This is a genomic window from Mycobacteroides sp. CBMA 271 (genome assembly GCF_009729205.1).
Classification (GTDB): Bacteria; Actinomycetota; Actinomycetes; order Mycobacteriales; family Mycobacteriaceae; genus Mycobacterium.
Genome location: NZ_VTHB01000007.1, coordinates 225,029 through 248,902, shown reverse-complemented (window position 1 = coordinate 248,902; position 23,874 = coordinate 225,029). Strand labels below are relative to the sequence as shown.

Annotated in this window: 21 protein-coding genes; 10 read left to right on the top strand and 11 right to left on the bottom strand. The window is 65.5% G+C overall.

Annotated features, from left to right (window positions below):
* Positions 1 to 102: 102 nt before the first annotated feature.
* Positions 103 to 1,401, top strand: coding sequence for a Na+/H+ antiporter NhaA (nhaA, locus tag FZI91_RS19245; protein WP_155940668.1), 1,299 nt, complete (start codon positions 103 to 105; stop codon positions 1,399 to 1,401).
* Between the two features lie 21 nt (positions 1,402 to 1,422).
* Positions 1,423 to 3,339 (top strand): 1-deoxy-D-xylulose-5-phosphate synthase, encoded by a 1,917-nt coding sequence (gene dxs / locus FZI91_RS19240; protein WP_155940667.1) that lies wholly within the window; start codon positions 1,423 to 1,425, stop codon positions 3,337 to 3,339.
* Here dxs and FZI91_RS19235 read toward each other — a convergent pair.
* Genes FZI91_RS19235 through FZI91_RS19225 form a run of 3 tightly spaced genes read right to left on the bottom strand, consistent with a single transcriptional unit; the run spans position 3,320 to position 5,852 of the window.
* Positions 3,320 to 4,027 carry a hypothetical protein gene (locus FZI91_RS19235; protein WP_155940666.1) on the bottom strand — a complete coding sequence of 236 codons (708 nt, stop codon included), beginning with the start codon at positions 4,025 to 4,027 and terminating at the stop codon, positions 3,320 to 3,322. The genes dxs and FZI91_RS19235 overlap by 20 nt on opposite strands.
* A 9-nt stretch (positions 4,028 to 4,036) precedes the next feature.
* The gene (locus FZI91_RS19230; protein ID WP_155940665.1) at positions 4,037 to 5,248 is read right to left on the bottom strand and encodes a ribonuclease D; all 1,212 of its coding nucleotides are present in this window, start codon (positions 5,246 to 5,248) and stop codon (positions 4,037 to 4,039) included.
* Positions 5,249 to 5,270: 22 nt separating this feature from the next.
* Positions 5,271 to 5,852 (bottom strand): DUF3000 domain-containing protein, encoded by a 582-nt coding sequence (locus FZI91_RS19225; protein WP_162525976.1) that lies wholly within the window; start codon positions 5,850 to 5,852, stop codon positions 5,271 to 5,273.
* 130 nt (positions 5,853 to 5,982) lie between these two features.
* Between FZI91_RS19225 and hemE the strand changes: the two genes are divergently transcribed.
* Genes hemE through hemQ form a run of 3 tightly spaced genes read left to right on the top strand, consistent with a single transcriptional unit; the run spans position 5,983 to position 9,063 of the window.
* Entirely contained in the window at positions 5,983 to 7,026 is a 1,044-nt protein-coding gene (gene hemE / locus FZI91_RS19220; protein WP_309224114.1) for a uroporphyrinogen decarboxylase, read from the top strand.
* Entirely contained in the window at positions 7,023 to 8,375 is a 1,353-nt protein-coding gene (locus tag FZI91_RS19215) for a protoporphyrinogen oxidase (protein ID WP_155940663.1), read from the top strand. The genes hemE and FZI91_RS19215 overlap by 4 nt, the downstream gene beginning before the upstream one ends.
* Positions 8,368 to 9,063, top strand: coding sequence for a hydrogen peroxide-dependent heme synthase (gene hemQ / locus FZI91_RS19210; protein ID WP_155940662.1), 696 nt, complete (start codon positions 8,368 to 8,370; stop codon positions 9,061 to 9,063). Before FZI91_RS19215 ends, hemQ begins: the two co-directional genes overlap by 8 nt.
* Positions 9,064 to 9,120: 57 nt before the next feature.
* Here hemQ and msrB read toward each other — a convergent pair whose 3' ends face one another.
* Genes msrB through FZI91_RS19190 form a run of 4 tightly spaced genes read right to left on the bottom strand, consistent with a single transcriptional unit; the run spans position 9,121 to position 13,272 of the window.
* A complete protein-coding gene (msrB, locus tag FZI91_RS19205) occupies positions 9,121 to 9,516 on the bottom strand; it encodes a peptide-methionine (R)-S-oxide reductase MsrB (protein ID WP_309224113.1) in 396 nt (131 codons plus the stop codon).
* Complete coding sequence (locus FZI91_RS19200) at positions 9,473 to 10,873, bottom strand: glycosyltransferase family 87 protein (protein WP_162525974.1); 1,401 nt, start codon at positions 10,871 to 10,873, stop codon at positions 9,473 to 9,475. The genes msrB and FZI91_RS19200 overlap by 44 nt, the downstream gene beginning before the upstream one ends.
* A gap of 46 nt (positions 10,874 to 10,919) precedes the next feature.
* Positions 10,920 to 12,461 carry an alpha/beta hydrolase gene (locus FZI91_RS19195; protein WP_155940660.1) on the bottom strand — a complete coding sequence of 514 codons (1,542 nt, stop codon included), beginning with the start codon at positions 12,459 to 12,461 and terminating at the stop codon, positions 10,920 to 10,922.
* Between the two features lie 28 nt (positions 12,462 to 12,489).
* On the bottom strand, positions 12,490 to 13,272 hold the full coding sequence (locus tag FZI91_RS19190; RefSeq protein WP_162525973.1) for a pyrimidine reductase family protein: 783 nt from the start codon (positions 13,270 to 13,272) through the stop codon (positions 12,490 to 12,492).
* A 33-nt stretch (positions 13,273 to 13,305) separates the two neighbouring features.
* Between FZI91_RS19190 and zapE the strand changes: the two genes are divergently transcribed.
* The gene (zapE, locus tag FZI91_RS19185; RefSeq protein ID WP_375234357.1) at positions 13,306 to 14,388 is read left to right on the top strand and encodes a cell division protein ZapE; all 1,083 of its coding nucleotides are present in this window, start codon (positions 13,306 to 13,308) and stop codon (positions 14,386 to 14,388) included.
* Here the strand turns inward: zapE and FZI91_RS19180 are convergent.
* A complete protein-coding gene (locus FZI91_RS19180) occupies positions 14,363 to 14,911 on the bottom strand; it encodes a GNAT family N-acetyltransferase (RefSeq protein WP_155940659.1) in 549 nt (182 codons plus the stop codon). The genes zapE and FZI91_RS19180 overlap by 26 nt on opposite strands.
* Before the next feature lie 65 nt (positions 14,912 to 14,976).
* On the opposite strand from FZI91_RS19180, the gene FZI91_RS19175 reads away from it, so the two are divergent.
* Entirely contained in the window at positions 14,977 to 15,732 is a 756-nt protein-coding gene (locus tag FZI91_RS19175) for an FkbM family methyltransferase (RefSeq protein WP_155940658.1), read from the top strand.
* A 22-nt stretch (positions 15,733 to 15,754) separates the two neighbouring features.
* Here the strand turns inward: FZI91_RS19175 and FZI91_RS19170 are convergent, their stop codons facing one another.
* Positions 15,755 to 16,270, bottom strand: a complete 516-nt coding sequence (locus FZI91_RS19170; protein ID WP_155940657.1) for a DUF1942 domain-containing protein — start codon at positions 16,268 to 16,270, stop codon at positions 15,755 to 15,757.
* Positions 16,271 to 16,386: 116 nt separating this feature from the next.
* Here FZI91_RS19170 and FZI91_RS19165 point away from each other — a divergent pair, with 116 nt between their 5' ends.
* The 3 genes from FZI91_RS19165 to FZI91_RS19155 are packed head-to-tail and all read left to right on the top strand — an operon-like array spanning position 16,387 to position 19,626.
* Complete coding sequence (locus tag FZI91_RS19165) at positions 16,387 to 17,406, top strand: SDR family NAD(P)-dependent oxidoreductase (protein WP_155940656.1); 1,020 nt, start codon at positions 16,387 to 16,389, stop codon at positions 17,404 to 17,406.
* Entirely contained in the window at positions 17,391 to 17,825 is a 435-nt protein-coding gene (locus FZI91_RS19160) for an SRPBCC family protein (RefSeq protein WP_155940655.1), read from the top strand. Before FZI91_RS19165 ends, FZI91_RS19160 begins: the two co-directional genes overlap by 16 nt.
* A gap of 58 nt (positions 17,826 to 17,883) precedes the next feature.
* Positions 17,884 to 19,626 carry an amidohydrolase family protein gene (locus FZI91_RS19155; RefSeq protein ID WP_155940654.1) on the top strand — a complete coding sequence of 581 codons (1,743 nt, stop codon included), beginning with the start codon at positions 17,884 to 17,886 and terminating at the stop codon, positions 19,624 to 19,626.
* Positions 19,627 to 19,698: 72 nt separating this feature from the next.
* Here FZI91_RS19155 and FZI91_RS19150 read toward each other — a convergent pair whose 3' ends face one another.
* Positions 19,699 to 20,199: a nuclear transport factor 2 family protein gene (locus FZI91_RS19150; protein ID WP_155940653.1), complete on the bottom strand. Its 501-nt coding sequence runs from the start codon at positions 20,197 to 20,199 to the stop codon at positions 19,699 to 19,701.
* Positions 20,200 to 20,290: 91 nt separating this feature from the next.
* Positions 20,291 to 23,848: a carboxylic acid reductase gene (gene car, locus FZI91_RS19145; RefSeq protein WP_155940652.1), complete on the bottom strand. Its 3,558-nt coding sequence runs from the start codon at positions 23,846 to 23,848 to the stop codon at positions 20,291 to 20,293.
* Between the last annotated feature and the right edge of the window lie 26 nt (positions 23,849 to 23,874).

Sequence of the window (23,874 nt, the reverse complement as noted above, 5' to 3'; positions counted from 1 at the left end):
GCTGAGCGTCAGGATCTTATAAAGTAACCAGCAGGTGTGCCGGGAAGTCTGGTCGGCGGTGCTATAGCCCTGCCAGAAAACACGAGGACGGACACCAGCAGCATGCGACTCAGCCAACGTGTATTCACCCGCGGATCGTGGGCGGAATCATCACGCGTCGCCGAGATCCTGCGCCAGGAAACCGTCGGCGGCGTGTTGTTGGTCGTGGCGGCCTTGGCGGCGTTGCTCTGGGCCAACTCGCCCTGGAGCTCCTGGTACTACCGGCTGGCGAGCATCACCGTCGGGCCGGAGCAGTTACATCTGAACCTCACGCTGGCGGGATGGGCCACCGACGGTCTGCTCGCGATCTTCTTTTTCGTCGTCGGTGTCGAACTCAAACGCGAATTCGTGGCAGGAGACCTGCGGGATCCTGGTCGGGCGGCGCTGCCGATCGTCGCAGCTCTGGGCGGCATGCTCGTCCCGGCTGCCATCTACCTCGCCGTGAACGTGTCCGGCGGGGCCGAGGCGATGCGCGGCTGGGCGATTCCCACGGCCACCGATATCGCCTTCGCGCTGGCTGTGCTCGCGGTGATTTCCACACATCTGCCCTCGGCGCTGCGCACGTTCCTGCTCACCCTGGCGGTGGTGGACGACTTGCTGGCCGTCATCGTGATCGCCGTCTTCTACACCGATGAACTGCATTGGGGGCCGCTGGGATTGGCGCTCATCCCGCTCGGTCTGTTCGCACTGGCGGTGCAGCGCCGCCGCCGGGAATGGTGGCTGTTGGTGCCGTTGGCGGTGGTCGCCTGGGCGCTGGTACACGCCTCGGGGATACATGCAACGGTGGCGGGAGTGCTGCTTGGCTTTGCCGTCCCCGTTTTGAGGCGGGACGGCCGTACCGACGTGCACGGCATGGCCGAGCGGTTCGAGCATCGGCTGCGTCCGCTGTCGGCGGGGGTTGCGGTACCGGTGTTCGCATTCTTCGCGGCGGGGGTGACCCTGGGCGGCTTCTCCGGGCTCGGGCAGGCGCTGCTGGACCCGGTGGCGCTCGGCGTGATCCTTGGTCTGCTGGTGGGCAAGCCGATCGGGATCTTTCTCACCACGTATCTGCTGGCGAGGTTCACCCGGGCCAATCTCGACGACGACCTGAGCTGGCTCGATATCGCCGGGGTGGCGCTGCTGGCCGGGATCGGCTTCACGGTGTCACTGCTGATCGGAGAGCTGGCGTTCGGTACCGGCACAGCCGCCGAGCACGTCAAGGTCGGAGTGCTCGCCGGATCGCTGACGTCGGCGGCCGTGGCCGCGGTGGTGCTGCGGCTGCGGAACCGCACATATCAGCGGATCGAGGCCAAAGAGGCACTCGATGCCGACCACGACGGCGTGCCCGATGTTTTTGGCTCCGCTCCCAGCGACCAGATCTGAATCGCTGCGTAGACTGACCAGATGCTTGACGACATCAGGGGGCCGGGTGACCTGCAGGGTCTCTCGAAGCGAGAGATGGACTTGCTCGCTGACGAGATCCGCGAGTTCCTGATACATAAGGTCGCCGCGACCGGCGGCCATCTCGGGCCCAACCTGGGTGTCGTCGAGCTGACTCTTGCCCTGCATCGGGTGTTCGAGTCTCCGTATGACCCTATCGTCTTCGACACCGGCCATCAGGCCTACGTGCACAAGATGCTCACCGGACGGTGCGCAGACTTCGACACGCTGCGCCAGAAGGACGGGCTGTCGGGGTACCCGTCGCGCGCCGAGAGCGAACACGACTGGGTGGAATCCAGCCACGCGTCAACGGCGCTGTCCTATGCCGACGGACTGGCCAAGGCCTTCGAACTGACCGGGCAGCGGCGCCGGCACGTCGTCGCGGTGGTCGGCGACGGCGCGCTCACCGGCGGCATGTGCTGGGAGGCGCTGAACAACATCGCCGCCGGAGAGCACCGGCGGGTCATCATCGTGGTCAACGACAACGGGCGCAGCTACGCGCCGACGATCGGCGGGCTGGCCTCGCATCTGGCGGGACTGCGTCTCACGCCGTCGTACGAAAAGGTGCTTGACGAGAGTAAGAAGCTGCTGCGCGGGATGCCGGTGGTGGGGCCGCTGGCGTACGCGTTGATGCATAGCCTCAAGGTGGGCGTCAAGGATGCGGTCTCGCCTCAGGTGATGTTCACCGATCTCGGACTGAAATATGTTGGCCCCGTTGATGGTCACGACGAACAGGCAGTGGAGGACGCGCTGCGCCGGGCCCGTGGTTACGGCGGCCCGGTCATCGTGCACGTGATCACCCGCAAGGGTATGGGGTACGGCCCGGCCGAGGACGACGAGGCCGAGCAGATGCATTCCACGGGCATCATCGACCCGAAAACCGGCCGCTCCATCAGTGTTTCGGCTCCGGGCTGGACATCGGTGTTCTCCGACTCGCTCATCGACGTGGCCAGCGAGCACCGCAACATCGTGGCGATCACCGCCGCCATGCCCGGGCCGACCGGACTGAGCAAGTTTGGCGAGCGTTTCCCCGAGCGGCTGTTCGATGTCGGTATCGCCGAGCAGCATGCGGTCACCTCGGCGGCTGGGCTCGCGATGGGCGGCCTGCACCCGGTGGTCGCGATCTACTCCACGTTCCTCAACCGCGCGTTCGATCAGGTCATGATGGACGTTGCGCTGCACCAGCTTCCGGTGACATTCGTGCTGGACCGGGCCGGGATCACCGGTAACGACGGCGCCAGCCACAACGGCATGTGGGACCTGTCGATCCTCAACGTGGTGCCCGGGATGCGCGTCGCCGCGCCGCGTGATGCCTCGCGGCTGCGCGAAGAGCTGACCGAGGCGCTGGCGATCGAAGACGGACCGACTGCGCTGCGTTTCCCGAAAGGCGAAGTCGGCGAGGATATCCCGGCGATCGAGCGACGCGACGGCGTTGACGTGCTGGCCCGCCCGGCCGGCGGTATGCACGCCGACGTGCTGCTGGTGGCCATCGGTCCGTTCGCGTCAACGGCATTGGCGACGGCCGAGCGGCTCGGTAAGCAGGGGATCGGCGTGACGGTCGTCGACCCGCGCTGGGTGCTGCCGGTGCCTGAGTATGTGGTGGAGCTGACGCGCCGGCATCGGCTGGTGGTGACCCTTGAGGACAGCGGAGTGCACGGCGGTGTTGGCAGCGCCGTGACAGCGGCCATGCAAGACGCCGACGTGGATGTACCGAGTCGCGATATCGGTGTGCCGCAGCAGTTCCTGGACCATGCTTCGCGTGGGCAGATCCTCGAAGAGCTCGGACTGACCGATCAGCACATCGCCCGCAAGATCACCGGTTGGGTGGCGGCCATGAGCCGTGAGAGCAGCGAAAGTCCGGTTACCGAGCAGGTGGACTAGGGGCTGGGGTCGGAGGCCAGCGTTCCGATCTCCCGGTTTCTCTGATGATCTCCTGCACCTCGGGTTTGTAGTATTTCTCTTCGAGGTACATCTGGTACCTGAGAATCTCGTTCCCGTCCTTGCGTGTGCCTTGAACCTCGGTGACAAGCCCGGATCGGCCGACGCCCATCCCAATCACAGAGCGAAATCTGTCTGAGTAGGGCGATTTGGGCCAGTTCACGCTTTCGCCCCACGCCTCGACGTCTTCGGGCCTATACCCCCAGCGCTGGATTCCTGCGCGCAGTTCTGCATGTGAGTCGGTCATGGAGTTGGGTGCGCTGAACCAGACGATCATGTCGACGTTATGGGTTAGATCGCTGGTGTCGAAGGTGATGTTTTCGGTGACCACGTTCTCTTCGGCGTTGGGCCCCAGGAAGGTGAAGGTCATCTCGCCGCCTCCCGGGTGGCCAATCATCGGCGGATACGGCAAGTTCTCTAGTCCAACAGCCGCTTTGGTGAGTATGCCAGTGCGAACATCGAATCTGCCGCGTTTGGTCCGCTTGATCCGGTCGATGCCGGCCTCGGTGAGGAGTGAGAATCCTTGGTCATTGACCGTCGGACCGGTGATCTCCTTGCCTCGATGAATCCACATGCATCCGCTTGCAGCCATGGCAATGAGGAGGGCGAGCGCCAGGGCCTTGATCCTCATACGTTCGACCTAGCTGGTCGGCGCCGCCAGTGCTTCCCTGAGGACCGGCACCGCCAGCTCGCGCTGCCATGGACGCGCGCCGTGGCCCGCGAGTAGCTCCTCGACGTCCCCGATTCCGTCCCAGTCCCAGCAGATCCGTCGCACGATCTCGGGGGTGACGATGTTCTCCACGGGCACCGAGATCTGCTCGGAAAGCGCCGTCAAGCCCGTCCGCGCTGTTTCAAGGCGCGCATAGGCTTCGGGCTTGCGGCGCGACCACCGCGATACCGGTGGAGGCCCGGTAGTGGGTTCATTGACCGGTGGCGGGGTATCGCCGTTGCGTGCCTTCGCCAGCGCCGCGAGCCATCTGTCGGCCTGCTGCTTCTGCCGGGGACCACCGAACACCGGCAGCGCGATCAGTTCGGCACGTGTCTTCGGGTCGGCCATTGCCGCTTCGACGATCGCGGCATCCGGCAAGGTGCGTCCGGGTGCGACATCTCGTGTGCGCGCCAATTCATCACGGCTGAGCCATAATTCGCGTACCGCAGCCAGTTGGCCGGGCTTGCGCACCTTGTGGATTCCGGACGTGCGCCGCCAGTTGTCCCGTCGGGTCGCCGCGATCGGGGTGTGCGCAAGAAACTCGAATTCTTGCCGTGCCCAATCGGTCTTCTCTTGCTCCGCAAGCACTTCGGCGATTCTCTCGCGCAGCTCGATGAGCACCTCGACATCCAGTGCTGCGTAATTGAGCCATTCATCCGGCAGCGGACGCTTGGACCAGTCGGCGGCGCCATGTCCCTTGGCCAGACCCAGACCCAGCAGCCGGTGCACCATCGCGGCCAGGTTCACCTTCTCGAAACCGGCCAGGCGCCCGGCCAATTCGGTGTCATACACCGAGGGCGGTGTCATGTCGAGTTCTGCTAGGCACGGCAGATCCTGGTCTGCGGCGTGCAGGATCCATTCGTCGCTGCCCAGCACCTCTACGATCGGTCCGAGGGCATTCGGAACATTCGTCGGGTCCAGCAGCACCGTCCCGGAGCCGCGCCGGCGAATCTGGATCAGATAGGCGCGGTTGGAGTAGCGGAATCCGGAGGCGCGTTCCGCGTCGACGGCGAAGGCGCCGGTTCCGGAGGCTAAACGCTCTGCGGCCAAACGGATTTCGTTGGTTGACGCGGTGATCGGCGGCACTCCCTCGGCGGGATGCAGCAGGGGAGTCGGTTCGGGGAGTTCGGAGTCGGTTTCCATATCTGAGTCAGCGGCGCAGGCGCTAGGCGCGGTGGCGCGACCCTAGATCTGTCACACCCACCGGCGGCAGCCCCGCCGCATGCTCAAGCACCTCGCAGAACGCCTCGACGTGGGTGTTGATGTCGGTGCCGGTGGCCGTCCAGGATGCCCTCAGTTCCAACTGGTGGGCGCGTCCCGGGCCGGCGATATCGCCGTAGCGGACGGAGGTGGTTGCGGTCACGGTTCCGCCCAGTGCCGTCACAGCCGCGGTACGGGTGTTCAGGGCGTCCACCAGCCAGCTCCACGCAACTTCCGGTAGCAACGGATCGACGGCTTCGGAAGCATCGAGGTCGGCCTGGATGTAGGCGACCAGCCTCATGGTGCCGTTCCAGGCCTCGTCACCGTCGGGGTCGTGCAGCAGGATTAGCCTGCCGAATGCGTCACCCTCGGATTGTTCGGGCACGTTATCGACGTCGCGGTGCTTGACCTCCGCGCCGATTGCGTAGCTGAACGGGGCCAGCCGCTGCGGAGGACGAATGGTGCCCAGCTCGATTTCCGGGCGCGCGGTCACGGAGTTCATCGCGTCGACCGCCGCGCGGAACGGGGCTGGTTCGGCAGACGTCACAGCTATGGACGGTATCGCGCCGGACTGACATGCTCCCGCAGGCGCGCCGTGTGGGGTCGCCATGGCAGCATGGGCAGCGATGACCGGATTGAACGAAGACAGCGCAACGGGGTCGCGAACCCCGTCGGAAATGCGGCGCGAGCTGCCATTTTCTCCCTATTTAGCGTCCGCCGAGGGCAGGGTGCCCAGCCACCCTCCGGTGTGGTTTATGCGACAGGCCGGGCGTTCGCTGCCCGAGTACCGGGCCGTGCGCTCCGATCACGCGATGTTGGACGCGTGTTTTCGTCCGGAACTGGTTTGCGAGATCACCCTGCAGCCGATCCGTCGGCACCAGGTGGACGCCGCCATCTTGTTCTCCGACATCGTGGTCCCGCTCAAGGCCGCCGGGATTGACCTGGACATCGTTCCCGACGTCGGACCGGTGATCGCCAACCCGGTGCGCAGTGTCGCCGATGTGGCGGCGCTGCCGCGCTTGGAACCCGGACAGGTTGATGCCGTCAGCGACGCGGTGCGGCTCCTGGTTACCGAACTGGGAACCACCCCACTGATCGGATTCGCCGGCGCCCCGTTCACGCTGGCCTCCTATCTCGTAGAGGGCGGCCCGAGTCGGCACCATCAGCGCACCAAGGCGCTGCTGCTGGGTGATCCGCAGACCTGGCATGCCTTGATGACCGCGCTGACCGATATCACCATCGCCTTCTTGCGCGCACAGCTCGATGCCGGCGTGGACGCCCTGCAACTGTTCGATTCGTGGGCGGGCACGCTATCTCTGGCTGACTATCGCTCGGCTGTATTACCGCACAGCACAAGGATTTTCGAGGAGTTCGCGGGCGAAGGAGTGCCGATGACGCACTTCGGAGTGGGCACCGCCGAGCTGCTGGGTGCAATGGGGGAGGCCGGCGCGACAGTCGTCGGCGTCGATTGGCGCACCCCGCTGGATGTTGCCGCGAGCCGCGTCGGATCCGGAAAAGCGTTGCAGGGCAACATCGATCCGGCTGTGCTGTTGTCGGGATGGCCCGTGGTGGAGCGTGAGGTCCGGCGGATCGTGGCGCAGGGGCGTCAGGCTGTGGCCGGTGGAGCGGCCGGGCACATCTTCAACCTGGGTCATGGAGTCTTGCCGGAAACCGACCCGGCCGTCCTTACCGATGTGGTGGCGCTGGTACATTCGCTATGATCTCGATCGCCGTTGTCGGAGCAGGCATTTCGGGCCTGACGGCGGCGTACCGGATGCGTCGGGAACTGGGCGGGGATGCCCGCATCACCGTGTACGATCCCGCCGAGGAGTTGGGCGGGGTGCTGCGCACCGTCACCCTCGGCGAACATCGAATCGACATCGGCGCGGAGGCCTTCATTACCCGCCGTCCCGAAGTCTTGGACCTGCTGGACGAATTGGGGCTGGCCGACCGCAGGCTCGAGACCACTGGGGTGCGCCCATTGGTCTACGCCGAAGGCCGTCTGCACCCCCTTCCCACGGGGACGGTCAACGGCATCCCGGCCTCGGCGTCCTCGGTGGTCGGGCTCGTCGACGACGACACCGTCGCGCGCATCGACGGTGAGCCGCAGCGCGATATGCATTGGGCCATCGGCGCCGAACCCACTGTCGCGGACCTGGTATCGCCGCGGTTCGGGCCGCAGGTCGTCGCGCGTCTGGTCGATCCGCTGCTCGGCGGCGTCTACGCGGGATCGGCGGCCACGACAGGGCTGCGCACGGCGGCACCCGGCATCGCCAAAGCGCTCGACGAGGGGGCGGGCAGCCTACTGGCCGCGGCGCGTCAGGCGCTGCCGCCGATCTCGGCCGCTGGCATCTTCGGCGCCATCGACGGCGGCTACGGCGTGCTGCTGGAGGAACTGTGGCGCCGCGCCCACGCCGAACACCGGCAGTTCGCGGTCACCGGAATCGAGCGCGCCGGCGACGGCTGGACGGTCATCGGTGACGGACTGGCGGATGCCGTCGATGCTGTCGTTGTGGCGGTGCCCGCGCCCCGCGCGGCGGCCATTCTCGATGCGGTGGCGCCGGAATCGGCGGCGGCGGCGCGGACCATTCCGGTGGCCTCCTCGGTGGTGGTGGCCCTCACGCTCCCCGGCGACGCCCCCATCCCCGCCAACTCCGGTGTGCTCGTCGCATCGGGAGAAGCGTTGCACACCAAGGCCATAACGTTCTCGACCAGCAAGTGGGGGCAGCGCGGACGGAACACCCACGTGGTGCGGCTGTCCTACGGTCGATTCGGGGACACCGTGGCGCGCGCCACCAGCGATGAGCAGTTGCGACACTGGGCCGTCGCCGACTTGGAGACGGTGCTGGGTGCTCCCGTCGCCCCCATCAATTGGGCGCTGGCTCGCTGGATCGATGCCATGCCGCAGTACGGTCCCGGCCACGCCGATGTTGCGGACGCCATCCGCGGCGGGTTGCCGTCGGGAGTCGCGGTGGCGGGTTCGTACCTGGACGGCATCGGGGTGCCGGCCTGCGTGGCTGCCGCCTCTCAAGCGGCTCAAGCCACCGTGGCACGATGGGGGCATGGCTAGCCTCGATTTCGACACCCTCAACTCCACCGTCCGCTACCTGATGTTCTCGGTGTTCCAGGTGCGTGACGGAGGATTGGGCGAGGACAGGGACGCCGCCGCCGATGAGGTGGCCACCCTGATCAAGCGGCACGAGGACGATGGGGTGGTGGTGCGCGGCATCTACGACGTGGCCGGCCTGCGCGCCGATGCCGACTTCATGATCTGGTCGCATGCCGAATCCATCGAGAAGCTGCAGGCGCTGTACAGCGACTTCCGGCGCACCACCGCGCTGGGCCGGGCCAGCACCCCGGTGTGGAGCAACGCGGCGCTGCACCGGCCCGCGGAGTTCAACAAGAGCCACATTCCGGCGTTCCTGGCCGGCGAGGATCCGGGCGCCTACATCTGCGTGTATCCCTTTGTGCGATCCTACGATTGGTACCTGCTGCCCGATGAGGAGCGGCGCAAGATGCTTGCCGATCACGGCATCGCCGCGCGTGCCTACAAGGACGTGCGCGCCAACACCGTGCCCGCCTTCGCGCTTGGCGACTACGAGTGGCTGCTGGCGTTCGAGGCGCCCGAGCTGCACCGCATCGTCGATCTGATGCGCGACCTGCGCGCCACCGAGGCGCGGCTGCACGTGCGCGAGGAGGTCCCCTTCTTCACCGGCCCACGGGTGTCGGTTGAGGAGCTCGTCGCGCGGCTGCCGTAGCCCATCTCACCGAGACCGAGGTTATGGCGAATTTGTGCGAGACGAAACCGCCACAACCTAGGTTTCGGCGGGTTGCAGCCGCAGCGAGATCGAGTTAATGCAGTAGCGCTGATCCGTCGGCGTCGGATATCCCTCGCCCTCGAACACATGCCCCAGGTGGCTGTGGCAGTTCGCGCACACCACCTCGATGCGACGCATGCCCATCGAGTCGTCAGTCTTGAGGATCACCGCGTCCGAATCGGCTGGGTCGAAGAACGACGGCCAGCCGCAATGGGATTCGAACTTCTCGGTGCTGCGAAACAGCTCAGCACCGCACGCCCGGCAGGCGTACACACCCTCGGTCTTGGTGTCTGTGTACTCGCCGACGAATGGGCGTTCGGTGCCTGCGCGGCGCAGCACCGAAAACTCCTCAGGAGTCAGTCGCTCCCGCCACTGCTCGTCGCTCAGGTTCACCTTTGGATCGCTCGGTGTCGTCATCGTCTGCTGTCTCCTCGCTGTGCAGCCCCGCCTGCTGGTCTTCGTGCAAGCGGCTCATCCATTCGGGATCAAGCCCTTGATCCAGTGTGCCAGCGGCCTTGGCGTCCCGGTACCGAAGCACCAGCACTATCATCACGACGATCAGCAGCAGGCACCAGCCGTAGGTGATCTTCAGATACTCCAGGGCGCGGCCCGTTGTCGGCCAATGACCCAGCAGCCAGCGATCCATGGAGAAGAAGCCGTAGATGGCCAGCCAGGCCGGCCAGTTCCGCAGCACCGAGTTGGGCAGCACGATCGTCATGACGAACGGGAACAGCGCCATCGAGTAGTAGCCCTGGCCCAGCCCCGACAACAGGAACGATGCGGTCAGCACCACACCGCCGGTGGTCAGCGCCCAGAACCTGGGATCGCGCTGGCGGTAGTACTTGTAGAGGAGCCACACGCTCACCACCGCGATCACCAGGAACAGGCCGCGTAGACCCCAGATCAGCGGTGTTGGCAAGCCGTAGTACAGGCCATTGCCCTGGATCGCCGAGTTGAAGTAATCACGGGGCGCCAGCATGTATTTGACGGTGTGGTGCAGGAAATTACCCGGGTCGATCACCCGCACCCGGAACGGCCCGATCTTGCTCGGACCGAAGACGGCCACGGCGTTGAAGAGCAGCGGGATCCCGAGCGCGGTCACGAACACCCGCCCCTGCCGGTTGAGCAGCGGCAGCAACAGCAACGGCAGCAGCAGCGGTTTGATTACCAGCGTCAGGCCGATCGCCACACCCGCCCACCACTGCGAACTCGTGCGCCCGTCCAACAGCCAGCGGAAGAACAGCACCTCCAGCAGCAGCACCACGCCGTTGATGTTGGTGAAAACCAGTGTGTTGGTCACGCTTTCGGTGCAGAACATGGCCAGCAGCAGTGCCGGAGCGGCGACGGAAGCCAGCGTGAAGTTGAACAGCCGCAGCAGGAAGTAGGCCGCGACCACGATCGCGACGGCGTTGATGGTGATGAACCAGTACCGCGAGGCATCCACCGGCATGTACCCAAACGGTGAGAGCAGCAGGGTGCCGCCCGGCGGGTAGAGGTAATGCGGGTCGACGTAACTGAAGTTCTCCGCATACACCGGCTGCTGCCGCTTGAACGCGATGACGGCCCGGTAGACGGGCCCGAAGTCGTCGGTGATGTAGCCGTTGGTGCCCAACACATAACTGCGGTGAATCACGGCCATGATGGCGACCGGCCACAGCACCGAACGCAGGATCGTCGCGACCGAAGGAGAAGCTGTTTTCGGAGCTAAGGAGTTCTTGAATCCCGAGATCAACGCATCGACTGACACCACGCAGGCACCGTACCCTGAGTGCTGCGCAGCGCCGCCGTAAGTACGGCTAGGCCGGGCAGAACGTGTCGGAGTCGGGGAGCTTCCCGTCGTTCAGATATCCGAGGGCCGGCGGCTGCGCGCACGGGGTGTAGATGATGGCGCCGTGGCCGATGCCCTGCCACATGACGCGCTTGCTCGCCGCCTTGGCATTGATGATGACCGCAGCCGTCGCCGAGACGCCCTCGCTGCCGGAGATCGGATCGTGCTGCCCACCGAGGATGAGCACGTTGATCTTCAAGTCCTGCGGCGGATTAGCCTTGGATCCGCTGGGCCACTGCAGGCAATTCACCAGTTCCAGGGCGGCGGAGCGCCCGAAAAGCGGATATTGCTTGCCCCAGGCCACCACCAGCTCGCGCACCCGGTCCGGGGTAGGGCGAGCCAACGCGTCACTGCAGGAGTTGACGAACTGCCCGTCGGTATCGCGCAAGTTGTTGGCGCGTTCTACCAACGGATTCAGTGCCTCGCGGTCGCCGCCGCGCGTCGCGTTGAGGACGTTCGCGAGATTCTGGACGACGGCGTTGCTGTCGCCCACCGGATAGGCCAGCGCGGTGATGATCGCCTTGTCGACCGTCGCACGTGACCACGGCAGCCCACCATTCTGGGCGCGGTTCAGCAGGTCGCCGACGGCGCCGGTCGGGTCGGGTCCCAGCGGGCAGTTGTTGGCCAGGCATTGCGCGGCGAACGCATCGAATGCGGACTGCTCGCCCTTGAGGCGTTGTTCGGCTGCCGCCTCGGCGGCAATATCGGCGGCCACCGGCGAATCGAGCATCAGCCGGGCCACCTTATTCGGATGAGATCCGGTGTAGGCCAGCGCAACCCGGGCGCCGCTGCCGACGCCCAGCAGCGCCAAGGCGGGCACGTCCCATTGCGCGCGCAGCGCCTCCAAATCCTCGGCGGCATGCGCATCGTTGTAGGCGGAGTCGCCGGGGGAGATGGTGTCGGTGCAGTTGGTGGTGGCCGTCTCGACGATCTTGCTCAGACTCGCCACCGGATCATCGCCGCCGCGGTTCTGCGCCTGATCGCGTATGTCTCGCAGATCCCAGGTGTCGCGGCATTTGATGGCGTCGGAACGTCCGATGCCGCGGCGGTCGACCGCCACGACCGGGCGCTGCTTGAGGACCTGTGCCCCCGGACCGTTGAGCCACGTCGCTAGCTGTACCGAGGACGGGATATCCGAGCCGGTGGTGAAGACCAGTGGGCCGGCATCGCCCGGAGTCTGCGACGTTTTGGCGCGCACGGCACCGAGTGTCACGCTGCCCGGGGCGCCGTTGATCGGGTCCAGCGGGGCTTTGTACTCGGCGCATTCGAGCGTGAACGTCGGCGAGGTGGTGATGTTGGCGCTGGCGAGCACCTCACGGGTGCACTCCTGCCAGGACAGATCGACCTTGGGTTTGTCGATGGACGGGGGACCACTGGCCGGTGGCGCCGTCGCGGGACCCACATTTCCGCGCCCCTCGTCCATCGCGAAATTCGGTCCCGCTGAAGGGCCCGGGGCGCACCCGGCCAGGAGCATGGCAACCGTCATCGCCCCCGCCAGCCGTGCACCCATGCCGACCACAGTATCGGGTGGATCTGTCCTAAGTTCGGATGTGCCGCGCGAACAGGTATCCGTCCGCGTCGCCGAGCAACGACGCCCGCCGCCACGACGTGGAAGCCTCGGCGGGACCGACGGTGATTCGCGATCCGGCGCCGGTCACCGTCACCGGCGCGGTTGTCAGGCACAGCTCGTCGACGAGCCCCGCGCCGAGCAGCGTCCCCAGCAGCGACGGCCCGCCCTCACACAGGACCCTGGACAGTCCGCGTCCATGGAGTGCCTGCAGCGCCGCATGCAAATCCACGGTCGCGGAGTCGTCGGTGACGATCACCTGCGCTCCGGGTATTTGGCGGGTGACGGCGGCGGCCCCGGACGTTGAGGTCACCACGATGGGGGCAACCTCCGATTCGTTGAACAGCGGAAGGCTCGGGTCTACCGACCCCGAGGCCGTGACCACGGCAATCACCGGCACTTCGGCCTGGCCACGCACCTGACGACGTTGTCGAAGGCCGACCGGCAGATGCGCGCCGTGGTAGCGCTCGGCCCGCACGGTCCCGGCCCCGACGAGAATCACATCGGCATTGGCGCGCATCGCGGAGAACACGGCCCGGTCACCGTCGCCGCCGAGCCCGCCGGACAATCCGGTGACCGTCGCTGCGCCGTCGAGGCTGCCAATCATGTTGGCGCGCACATAAAGTCCGTCGCCGGTGGGGTAGTCGTACAGGTCAACCAGCTGGCCGGAATCCACCGACGCGCCCGACGTCAGCTGTGTGAGCTGCATCCCATACGGGCCCTGAATTGCCTGTTCACCGTCATTGTCGGCCACAAGTAGATCTCAACACGCCGCTACGCTGCCCGTGTGACTGATCCGCAATCCGGTGCCGCATCGAGTCCTTCCCCGGTGCTCCGTTCGCCCGGGCCCCTCGAGCACCTTGCCGACCGGCACCCCACCGTCTCCAATGAGCGGTTGATCGCCCAGTTGGTGCCGCCCCCCACCTTCACCGCGGTGAGCTTCGACTCGTACCGGCCGGATCCGAACGAACCGTCGCAGGCCGAGGCTGTGGAAGCCTGCCGCGCGTTCGCTCAGGACGCGGTGACCCGCCGAGCGGGCAAGAAGAAGCTGTTCGGCAAGCGCGAGGTGCTGCCCGGGGTGGGCATCTACCTCGACGGCGGGTTCGGCGTCGGCAAAACCCACCTGCTGGCCTCGATCTACCATGCGGTCTCCGGTACTCCGTCTTCCAAGCAGGCGTTCGCGAGCTTCGGTGAGCTGACGCAGGTGGCAGGGGTCTTCGGTTTTCTGGAGTGCATCGAGCTGCTGTCGGATTACACGGTGGTGTGCATCGATGAGTTCGAACTGGACGATCCGGGCAACACGACGCTGGTGTCGCGTCTGCTTTCGGAGCTGGTGGCGCGCGGGGTGTCCATTGCGGCGACCTCTAACACGCTGCCCGAGCAGCTCGGCGAGGGACGCTTCGCGGCTCAGGACTTCATGCGTGAGATCGCTGCACTGTCGGCCATCTTCAGGACGGTGCGCGTGGAGGGTCCCGATTATCGGCACCGCGATCTGCCTCCGGCTCCGGATCCGCACACCGACGACGAGCTGCGCGAGCTGGCGGCATCCATCGGCGGCGCCACCTTCGACGAATTCGATGATCTGTGCCGCCACCTGGCGAGCATGCATCCATCGCGGTACCTGAGCTTGATTGAAGGGGTGACAGCGGTGTTCGTCGCGGGCGTGCAGCAGGTGCACGACCAGGCGGTGGCGCTGCGGATCGTCGCGCTGACCGACCGCCTCTACGACGCGGGCATCCCGGTGGTGGCATCGGGGGAGAAGCTGAACACGATCTTCGACGACGAGATGGTGGCCGGCGGATTCCGCAAAAAGTATCTGCGCGCCACGTCGCGGCTGCTGGCGCTCAGCGCGGCGTCGCTGCCTGCGTGACCGGGCTTTGCATGACGTAGTCGTGCTCTAGTCGCTCGCCCACCTGGAAGGTCTTGACGCCGCTGCGGGTGAAGCCATGTTTGGCGTAAAAGCGTTGTGCGCGTTCATTTTCCTGGTTGACGCCGAGCCACACCCCGATCGCGCCGCGCGCGGCGGCCTCGGTGAGTGCCGCGGTCATCAACGCGCCCGCCACCCCCGCCCGGTGAAATTCGGGCAGCACGTACATCTTGGAGAGCTGCATCGCGGGCCGCAGCGTGACGGCGCGCTGTACCTCGGGATCCTCGACTACGCCGTCGACGAGCATCGCGTAGCCCACGATGGCGGTACCGTTCTCGCGTGCCACCAGTACTCGGTGGTCGCGGATGTATTCGTCGAACTTGCTTGTGCTGAGGTTGGTCGCGATGAAAGCCGCGATGTTCTCCGGTGTCGACGACGGGGGACACGCGAGTGGGAAGGTGCGCGCGGCGACGGTTGTGAGGTCGGCACTGTCGGCGGCCGTCGCGCCGCTGACCTGAATCGGCATGATCGGCACGCTACCTATACTTGGCCCGGTTCCGGACCGACAGACCCAACCCCGAGGAGCACCACATGACGCGGCGCGTGACGGCCTTTGGCGAAATTCGTGACGCGGTGGTGGGTCAGGGCCTGCGCACACTCGCTCGCACCACCCCCTGGGTGGAAACGGAGCTGGTAGGTATCGCACAGGTGGTCAAGCCGGGGGACGTCTGTCTCGACGTGGGTGCGGCGGCCGGCTTCTACACCGCGGAGCTGGCACGTCTGGTGGGCGCCGACGGCCTGGTGTACAGCCTGGAGCCGCTGCGGTTCGCGCACGCCACCTCGTCGGCAGCCCTCGGTCTGCGCAGCGCCCAGAACGTGCGCCGACATGCGGTTGCGCTCGGTACCAACGCCGGCGAGCAGGTGATGAGTGTTCCGCTGCGCAATGGCAAGCCGATCACCGGGCGGTCCTTCGTAGACGCCGGTGCTGACGGGCTGGGCTCGAATGCAGAGTTCGATGAGCACATCCGGGTGGTCGTGGACACCGAGACCTTCGACGCGTTCTGCGAACGCCTGAACATCACCCGGATCGACTTCGTGAAAATCGATGTCGAGGGTGCCGAACTCGATGTTCTGGTCAGCGGCGAGAAGACGATCGAGCGGACCCGCCCGGCAATGATGCTGGAGGTCGAGGACCGGCACATGGAACGTTTCGGGCGTACCGCCGAGGACATCGTGGCGTGGTTCACCGCACGTGACTACCGGATGTCGGTGTGGAGCGCCGATACCTGGCGGCCCGTCGACAAGGTGACCGACGCCTTCCGGAATTACCTGTTCCAGCCGCGCTGACTTCGCGTGCTCGCGAGCTGAGCTAGAGGTCCCACTGGGCCAGATGGACCTGGGTCTGTGTCGAGCGCAACACGATATGGCGCACCGGCCCGCGGTACACGTCCCAGTACACCGCGCCGTTCACCGTCGACCCCTGCGGCGCATTGCGCAGCGCGTAGTTGAGATCGTCCGGCTCATCGGTGCGCTGCGGCTCGTAGGCATCCCCGGTTTCTGGTGAAATGCCGCCCAGCTTGAGGGCCATCAACAGTGCGTATGCGTTGGGCACCTTGGTCGGCCGGATGGTGACGTAGGCCTTCCAGATGACGCCGCGCGGGGGAGCCATCCCGGCGGGGACGCCGGTGGGTTCGATGTTGTGCACGGTGACGTCGGCGCCGATGGTGCCGTAGTCGAAGTGCAACGTGTCGCCGATGTGCCCGATGGGCGCCTGCTGGTCGGCCAGTGCGGCCGGCATCGACGCGAACATGGAACTGGCTACCGCCGCGAGGGCGATGAGGACCTGGGTGATCGGGCGTACGCGCACCCAGCGATCTTGGCACATCCCTCATGGTGGACGTTGCCACATGTGACTCTTGGGTATTCGCCTAGTTCATCCCCGTGCCGGACATACCATGTCCTGGTCGGGTCGGGCTTCAAAACTGAAGGGAGCGTGCGGTTTTGCGGGTACTTGTGACAGGCGGCACCGGATTCGTCGGTGGATGGACCGCAAAGGCGATCGCCGATGCCGGCCATGACGTGCGCTTCCTGGTACGCAAGGAAGCTCGACTGCACACCACCGTCGCAACGCTCGGTGTTGACGTGTCCGACCATGTCGTCGGCGATATCACCCATCGAGAATCGGTGGAGGCCGCACTCGACGGGTGTGAGGCGGTGGTCCACTGTGCGGCCATGGTCAGCACGGACCCCCGAGAAGCCGACCGGATGATGGCCATCAACCTTGAGGGTGCCCACAACGTCCTCGGGACAGCGGTTGACCGCGGCCTCGGTCCGATCGTGCATGTCTCCAGCATCACCGCGTTGTTTCGGCCGGGCTTGGAAACCTTCGACGCCGACCTGCCCGCGGCCGGCGGCACCGATGGATACGGCCAGTCCAAGGCGCGAGTCGAGCTCTACGTGCGGGAACTGCAGGAGTCCGGTGCACCGGTGAATATCACCTACCCGGGCATGGTGCTGGGGCCGCCGGTCGGGGATCAATTCGGCGAGGCCGCCGAGGGTGTGCGCTGGGTGCTGCAGATGAGATCGGTCCCGGGCCGTAGCGCGGCGTGGCTGGTGGTGGATGTCCGCGACCTTGCCGCGTTGCACGCCGCATTGGTGGAGCCCGGCCACGGTCCGCGCAGCTACACCGCGGGCGGTCATCGGCTGGAGGTCGACGATCTGGTCGATGTGTTGACCGAGGCGGCCGGAAGTACCGTGCTCGCCGTTCCGGTGCCCGATTCGGCGCTGCGCGCGGCGGGGACGGTGATGGACCAGCTCGGCCGCTACGTGCCACTGAGCACGCCGATTACCGAGGCGGGCATGCAGTACTACACCCAGATGCCGGCCTCTGACGACTCGCCGAGCGAGCGTGAACTCGGCGTCACCTACCGTGATCCGCGCGAAACTCTGGCAGACACCATCACTGCGCTGCGCGGTGAGTCCCGATCATCGAAACTGTTTGGTCTATGGCCCTTCTCCTGATAGAACGCACCAGTGATCTGCCCGCTGAAGTCGCCTTCGCGCGGATCACGGATTGGCCACGCCACAGTGAGCACATCCCGTTGACGACGGTGTACCTCACCAGCGAGGGCCCTGCGGGAGTGGGTACCGCCTTTGTGGGGCGAACAGGGTTGGGGCCCATAGGGTTCAGCGATCCGATGACGGTCACCGCATGGACGCCGCCGCAGGGCGGCCGTCCGGGGAGATGTCGCCTGGAGAAGACCGGGTCGTTGGTCCTGGGCTGGGCGGAGATCGACGTCTACTCCGAAGGTGCCGGCTCCCGGGTCGTGTGGCGTGAGGACGCCCACGTCCGCGGAACGCCCAGATTTCTTAGCCGATTAGAGAAGGCGGCCGGGGAGTGGATGTTCGGCCGCGCGATTGATCGGATGCTGGCCGACTAGCTGTGCCGGATGCAACACCTGTGAAGACGCAGATGAGGCCGAGGGATACGCTCAATGTATGGCGACATTTGACCTGCTGGTGCGCGGTGGCCTGGTGTTCGACGGGATGGGCGCGCCGGGAAAAGCCCAGGACATCGGGGTGCGCGGCGGCAAGGTCGTGGCCATGGCGCACGACTTGTCGGGGGCCGACGCCGACGAGGTCATCGACGCCGCCGGCAAATGGGTCATCCCCGGCATGATCGACGTGCACACTCACTACGACGCCGAGGTGCTCGTGAGCCCGGGCCTGGGTGAATCGGTGCGCCACGGTGTCACTTCCGTCATTTATGGCAACTGCTCGATGTCCGCGGTGTACGCCGACCCGGAGGATGTTGCCGACCTTTTCGCTCGGGTGGAGGCACTGCCCTGGGATGCGGTCCACTCGGCTCTCAAGGAGCACAAGAACTGGGAAGGGCCGAGCGGATACCGCAAGCTCATCGAATCGCTTCCGTTGGGCGCCAACGTCGCAACGCTGATCGGACATTCCGATATCCGCGCGGCGGTCATGGGTCTGGCGCGCGCCACCGATAACGGCGAGCGGCCCACGTCCGAGGAACTGGCCCGCATGCGCACCATGGTGGCCGACGCGCTCGACGCCGGATTCGCGGGGTTGTCGACCGACCGGCTGCGTTTCTCCAAGCTGGAAGGCACCCGGTTCGCCGGCCGGCAGTTGCCATCCACCTATGCGACCTGGCGCGAATACGGCGTCCTCTATGACGTGGTGCGCAAACGCGGCGCCATCGTGCAGTCGAATCTGGATGTGGAGAAGCGGCCCGAGACCGTTATGCACTTCCTGCTCAGCGGCGGTCGCCCGTGGCGGCGCTCGCTCAAGACCACCCTGTTGGCCGCTTTCGATCTGAAGAGCAACCGGTCGGTGATCAAACTTCTGAAGGCGGCGACGGGTGCCCTCAATCCGCTGCTGCGCTCCCAGGTGAACTTTCAGCTGCTGGCCGTGCCATTCCATTTGTATTCAGATGGTATGGATTTGGTGATTTTCGAGGAGTTCGCGTCCGGCACGGCAGCGCTGGATATCCGTGATCAGCTCCAGCGGGTCGACCTGATCAAGGATGAGGGTTACCGGCGACGCTTCCGCAAGGAGATGGCCCAGAAATATGGCGTGGTGGCCTGGAACCGGGACATGTATGACACCGAAATCGTCGGTTGCCCAGATGAATCGGTGGTGGGCAAGTCGTTCGGGCAGGTGGCCGATGACCGAGGTGTGCAGCCCGTCGATGCCTTCCTTGACCTGGTTGCCGAGTACCCCGGGAAGGTGCGTTGGCATACGACTATCGCCAACGATCGGACCGACGTGCTCAACGAGGCCATCAAGTACCGGCATTTCCAGTTGGGTAACAACGACTCCGGCGCGCACCTGCGCAACATGTCGTTCTACAACGCCGGGCTCCGGCTACTTAAGCGCGTCAAAGACGCCTGCGAGGCGGGCAAGCCGTTCATGCCGTTGGAAGCCGCCGTGCACCGACTGACCGGCGAGCTCGGCGAGTGGTACGGCCTGGATGCCGGGCGGCTGCGTCTCGGCGACACCGCGGACATAACTGTCATCGACCCTGCGGGCCTTGATGATTCGCTTGAGGAGTACCACGAGGAGCATATGGCCGAGTTTGGGGTGTCCCGGCAGGTGTGCCGCAACGACGGGGCAATCGCCGCCACGGTCGTCGGCGGGCAGCGGGTGTACTCCTACGGCACCTTCGTCGACGGCTTCGGTAGCACGGTGAAGGCCGGGCGGTTCCTAGCCCGGTCATGATGCCGAGAAGGCAACCATGTACAGATTTGGGATGATTTGCGTACCTGAGTGCTTTCTCGGCAACTCATCGCGCTAGCTGAGCCAGCCCATGTTCGTGCCAAACGTCTCCGCCGTCGGGGACAACGAGCCGAGTTCTTTGGACCGCTGCACGTAGCCCTGAATGGCCGTCATGAACTGCATGGGGTTGTAGACGTCTTCTTCGCCGGCCCACTGCTTGTCGCCGGCGTAGCGGAATATACTGATATTCGTTGCTTCCCAGATGCTTCCGTCGCCGGGGTCCCTCATCCGGTTGACCAACTCGCAGATGACCCAACCGCGTTCCTCGTCGATCACGTGCCAGTTGGATAGATAGTGGGGCATCTCGACCCCGGGGAACTGCGACATCGTGTCGACCATGCACTCGCGGATCGCCTCGCGGCCCTCGAAGGTCCCGTAGGTGGGTTCGATGTACTTCGCGTCCTCGGCGAACAGGTCGGCGTACTTGGCCCATTCGCCCTTCGGGCTGATCTCGTCGACCACCTTCAGGTGGTGGGCGAACATGTTCTCCAGCTCATCGCGCGACCAGCGTCCCATGGCGGCGACACTAACACCGCGCGCCGTTCCCGATGCGGGCTTTTGCCGGTATCGACTCGTAATTGAAAGCGGGACACAGAAATTCGCGTGACTACAGTAGGCCGAGCTGTTCGAGGTCCTTCGCGTATTTGACGATGAGCTCCCGTGAGAGGTGGGGAATGTCGGTGCTTTGGGTGGTCCGGACGCCTTCCCGGAATCTGATCGCGGGCAGGAAGGCCCCGTTGTGTGCGTGCTGCGGATACCGGTAGGCGTGTAGCAGTGGTAGCAGGGAGTGCTGTTTCTGTTTTTCGGGCAGGCCGCGGATGGCGGTGTCGAAGCGTGCGAACCACTCGCTGTAATTGTCGATGCGCTGGATGGGATATCCGGCGTCGATGAGCCAGTCGACGAAGTTGTCCAACGAGATTCCGTCGGCATGAGGGTTCACCGAATCGTAGGTGTGGATGCCTTCCGAGGCAGCGACCCAGACGCCGAGGGCCGTGATGGCCGATGCCGTGAAATCCGCTGGCAGCCCGTCATAGTGTGAGACTGGGCGCTCGGCGGTCGCCTGTGCTTGGTAGAACGAGCCGGGGGCGATGCCGGTGGCGATCACGCTGAGGATCAGGCGGGTGAATTGGTCGGGGACATTGAGTTGTCCGGTGTAGCGGCTGTGAGCCAGGATCATGTCCGAGCGGAACACCGCGACGGGCAGGCCACAGAGATCGTGTGCCTCGCGCAGCAGCACCTCGCCGGCCCACTTGGCGTTGCCGTATCCATTGGCGTATCCCGCATCGATGGGCCGGACCGCGCTGATGGCGCGGATATCGGCAACCTCGTCAAATACCTTGGGGTCCACGGAGATCGCCACCGCGACAGTGGATAGGTACGTAACGGGCTTGATCTTGGTGGTCAGTGCCAGCTTGATGATCTCGGCGGTGCCCACGACATTCGGCCCGAACAACTGGCTGTAGGGCAGCACGTGATTTACCAGCGCGGCCGGATGGATGATGACATCGACGGTATCGGCCAGCCGCTGCCAGGTGTCGGCGTCCAGACCCAGGTTCGGGTCGCCGATATCGCCGGGAAGCACCTCCAGGTGTTTGTCCGCCAGCGATCGGAAGTGTTGCAGCAGTTCGGAGTCACCGCTGTCGAAGGCGTCTTCGAGCCGTTGATAGGCGGCCTGGGCGTTCTTCCCGCGGATGACGGCGATCAGGGTGCCGCCTGTCTTATCCAGGCGCTCAAGCCATTCGAGCGCCAGGAACCGTCCCAGGTAGCCGTTGGCGCCGGTCAGCAACACCGTCTGCGGAATCCCGACCGCTCGGGGTACCGAGGGTGCGGCTTGGAGGGTGGCCGGGTCGATGAACTTGTCCAGTGTGAGATCTGCGGCACGAATCTCGGTATGACCGATGCCGTGCACCGATTCGGCGGTGGGGCGTAAGGAAAGCGCAGAGTCCGACCCGCGACGTGTCTCGACAATGCGCGCGATGGTGGTCAGATCGTTGGCGGCGCTGACGATATCGCCGACCGGAATCTCAACGGCGAAGATATCGCGGAGTAGGTCCGAGAATGCCAGCGCGGATAACGAATCGCCGCCTAGATCGATGAAGTGGGCGTCCGGGCTCACGTCGCCTGCGGACAGCCCTAAGAGAGCCGTTGCCGCGCGCTGCACGGTATCGACGACGGGCTTGCCTTCGTGTCCTGCCGAGTGCAGGGCCTGCAGTTCGAGGGCCTGGGCGCTCGCGATATCGGAGTACAGCTGCTCCAAGCGGGCACCGTACTTCTCGTGCAGCTTGGGCCGCGCCAGCTTCGCGATCCCGGTGAGTAGACCGTTGGCGGCCGTGAACGGTTCGGTCTCCACCAGGAAGTCGCGCGGCACCTCGTAGGGCTGCAGCTCGGCATCGCGGGCGACCTGCTGTAGCGATTCGGCGATGAGGCGTTTGAGTGATTCGTCGTCGCCGCGGCTCAGTTCGAGTGTCTCGCTGGTCGGTACGACGACCGCCAGCAGGTAGGACCGTTCGCTGCTGCCGTAGACGCAAATCTGTTGCACCAGTGCGCTGTTGGCGTATTCGGCTTCCAGGTTTGCGATCGCCACGAACTCGCCCTGCGACAGCTTGATGACATTGTTGCGGCGGTCGACGATCTGGATCCTGTCAGGCTCGAGCTCGGCGACGATATCCCCGGTCTTGTAGTAGCCGTCGGGATCGAAGACCTCGGCCGTGACATCGGGACGCTTGAAATACCCGGTGAACACCGACTCCGCCTTGACGAGCAACTCGCCGCGCGGATGGGGTTTGTCGGTGGAGAAGTAGCCCAGCTCGGGCACGTCGGCGAGCTTGTAGTCGATGACGGGTGGACGCTGGATCCGGCCGTTGCGCACGATGACGCCGGCCTCGGTGGACCCGTAGCCGTCGGTGATCCGGGCATCCAGGCAGGATTCGATGAACGCGGCGAGCTCGTCGGAGAGGGGAGCCGAGCCGCAGACAATCGTCAAAACACGTCCACCGAAAAGGTTTTCGCGGATGTCGGTCTTAATCTCGGCGTCGAGGGCGGCCGGATCGGCCGCCGAATCCACCGCGGTGCGGCGGTCGACCTCGTTGCGGTAGCGCTGAAAGAGCATGTCGCACACCCTGGGAACAAGGGTGACTACGGTGGGGCGGGTGAGCGTGATGTCCTCGAACAGGGTGGACATGTCGCTGGATGCGGCAAAGTAGGCCAGGCCGCCGCAGGCCAACGCGGTGACCAGGCTGCCGCGTCCCATCACGTGACTCATCGGCATGAAATTCAGGTTGATCAACGGAATTTCGGCCTTGGAACTCAGCGTGTCGGCTCGCAGCCACGGTTTGGCCACCATTGTCTCGGTGTAGGTCGCCCCCTTGGGTGTACCGGTGCTGCCCGAGGTGTAAATCACCAAGGCCAGCGGGTCGGCGCCGTCCTCCGCAGTGAACAGCGGGGCGTCCGGCAGCGCCCGCCCGTGCCCGATGACCGCCGACATCACGTCAACAGAAATGGGCAGGTGGGCCTCGGAAATACGGCGCTGCGCCGATTCGAGGCTTTCCCGTTGACCATCGACTCCGGGGTGATAGTCGAATACCGCGATATGCCGCAGCGACGGTGTGGCAAGTGCCGATTCCAGTGCAGCATCCAATAATTCGGCGCTGACCGCCAGTACCGAGGGTTCAGATTCGGCCAGGATCGCGGTCCAGTTCGATGCAGGAGCACTGGTCTGCAGCGGTACCGCCACCGCCCCTAGATGGATACAGGCCAGATCGATCGCGGTGTAGTCGACGCTGGTGAAGCCGAGCATCGCGACGAAGTCTCCGGCCCGGACCGGATGGGTTGGATCGTGGTACCAAGCCGACGCCAGCGCGCGGGCCATGCCCCACAGCTCCCCGTAGGTGACGGTCTCGAACTCCGGCAGCGGGTGCAACGTCGATTGTCCGTTGTCGTCGGTGACGAGGTCCTGGGCCCGGTGCCCGAGGGCGGGCCGCTCGGCGTACCCGTCCATGATGGTGGCGACCACCTGGGCAAGCCGCAGACCGGGTACCTCGACCGCGGCATCTACCCCGGTATCGGGTTTGGCGGCGCGGAACTGCGGATCCTCGGCGAACAGACGTCTGACTCGATCACCCAACCGCTGGCGGCGGGCGTCCTTGGCGCTGTCCGTACTGGTCATAGGGCGAGCTTACGAAACCGCGGATT

Coding starts and splice junctions, on each gene's coding strand:
- FZI91_RS19180 (WP_155940659.1), bottom strand. CDS start 14,911: ATGCCGATTCAGGTCAGCGGCGCGACGGCCGCCGACAGTGCCGACCTC.
- FZI91_RS19160 (WP_155940655.1), top strand. CDS start 17,391: ATGGCCCTTCTCCTGATAGAACGCACCAGTGATCTGCCCGCTGAAGTC.
- FZI91_RS19155 (WP_155940654.1), top strand. CDS start 17,884: ATGGCGACATTTGACCTGCTGGTGCGCGGTGGCCTGGTGTTCGACGGG.
- FZI91_RS19150 (WP_155940653.1), bottom strand. CDS start 20,199: ATGGGACGCTGGTCGCGCGATGAGCTGGAGAACATGTTCGCCCACCAC.
- FZI91_RS19175 (WP_155940658.1), top strand. CDS start 14,977: ATGACGCGGCGCGTGACGGCCTTTGGCGAAATTCGTGACGCGGTGGTG.
- FZI91_RS19235 (WP_155940666.1), bottom strand. CDS start 4,027: ATGAGGATCAAGGCCCTGGCGCTCGCCCTCCTCATTGCCATGGCTGCA.
- FZI91_RS19195 (WP_155940660.1), bottom strand. CDS start 12,461: ATGGGTGCACGGCTGGCGGGGGCGATGACGGTTGCCATGCTCCTGGCC.
- hemQ (WP_155940662.1), top strand. CDS start 8,368: ATGGCTAGCCTCGATTTCGACACCCTCAACTCCACCGTCCGCTACCTG.
- car (WP_155940652.1), bottom strand. CDS start 23,848: ATGACCAGTACGGACAGCGCCAAGGACGCCCGCCGCCAGCGGTTGGGT.
- nhaA (WP_155940668.1), top strand. CDS start 103: ATGCGACTCAGCCAACGTGTATTCACCCGCGGATCGTGGGCGGAATCA.
- dxs (WP_155940667.1), top strand. CDS start 1,423: ATGCTTGACGACATCAGGGGGCCGGGTGACCTGCAGGGTCTCTCGAAG.
- FZI91_RS19215 (WP_155940663.1), top strand. CDS start 7,023: ATGATCTCGATCGCCGTTGTCGGAGCAGGCATTTCGGGCCTGACGGCG.
- FZI91_RS19230 (WP_155940665.1), bottom strand. CDS start 5,248: ATGGAAACCGACTCCGAACTCCCCGAACCGACTCCCCTGCTGCATCCC.
- FZI91_RS19170 (WP_155940657.1), bottom strand. CDS start 16,270: ATGTGCCAAGATCGCTGGGTGCGCGTACGCCCGATCACCCAGGTCCTC.
- hemE (WP_309224114.1), top strand. CDS start 5,983: ATGCGGCGCGAGCTGCCATTTTCTCCCTATTTAGCGTCCGCCGAGGGC.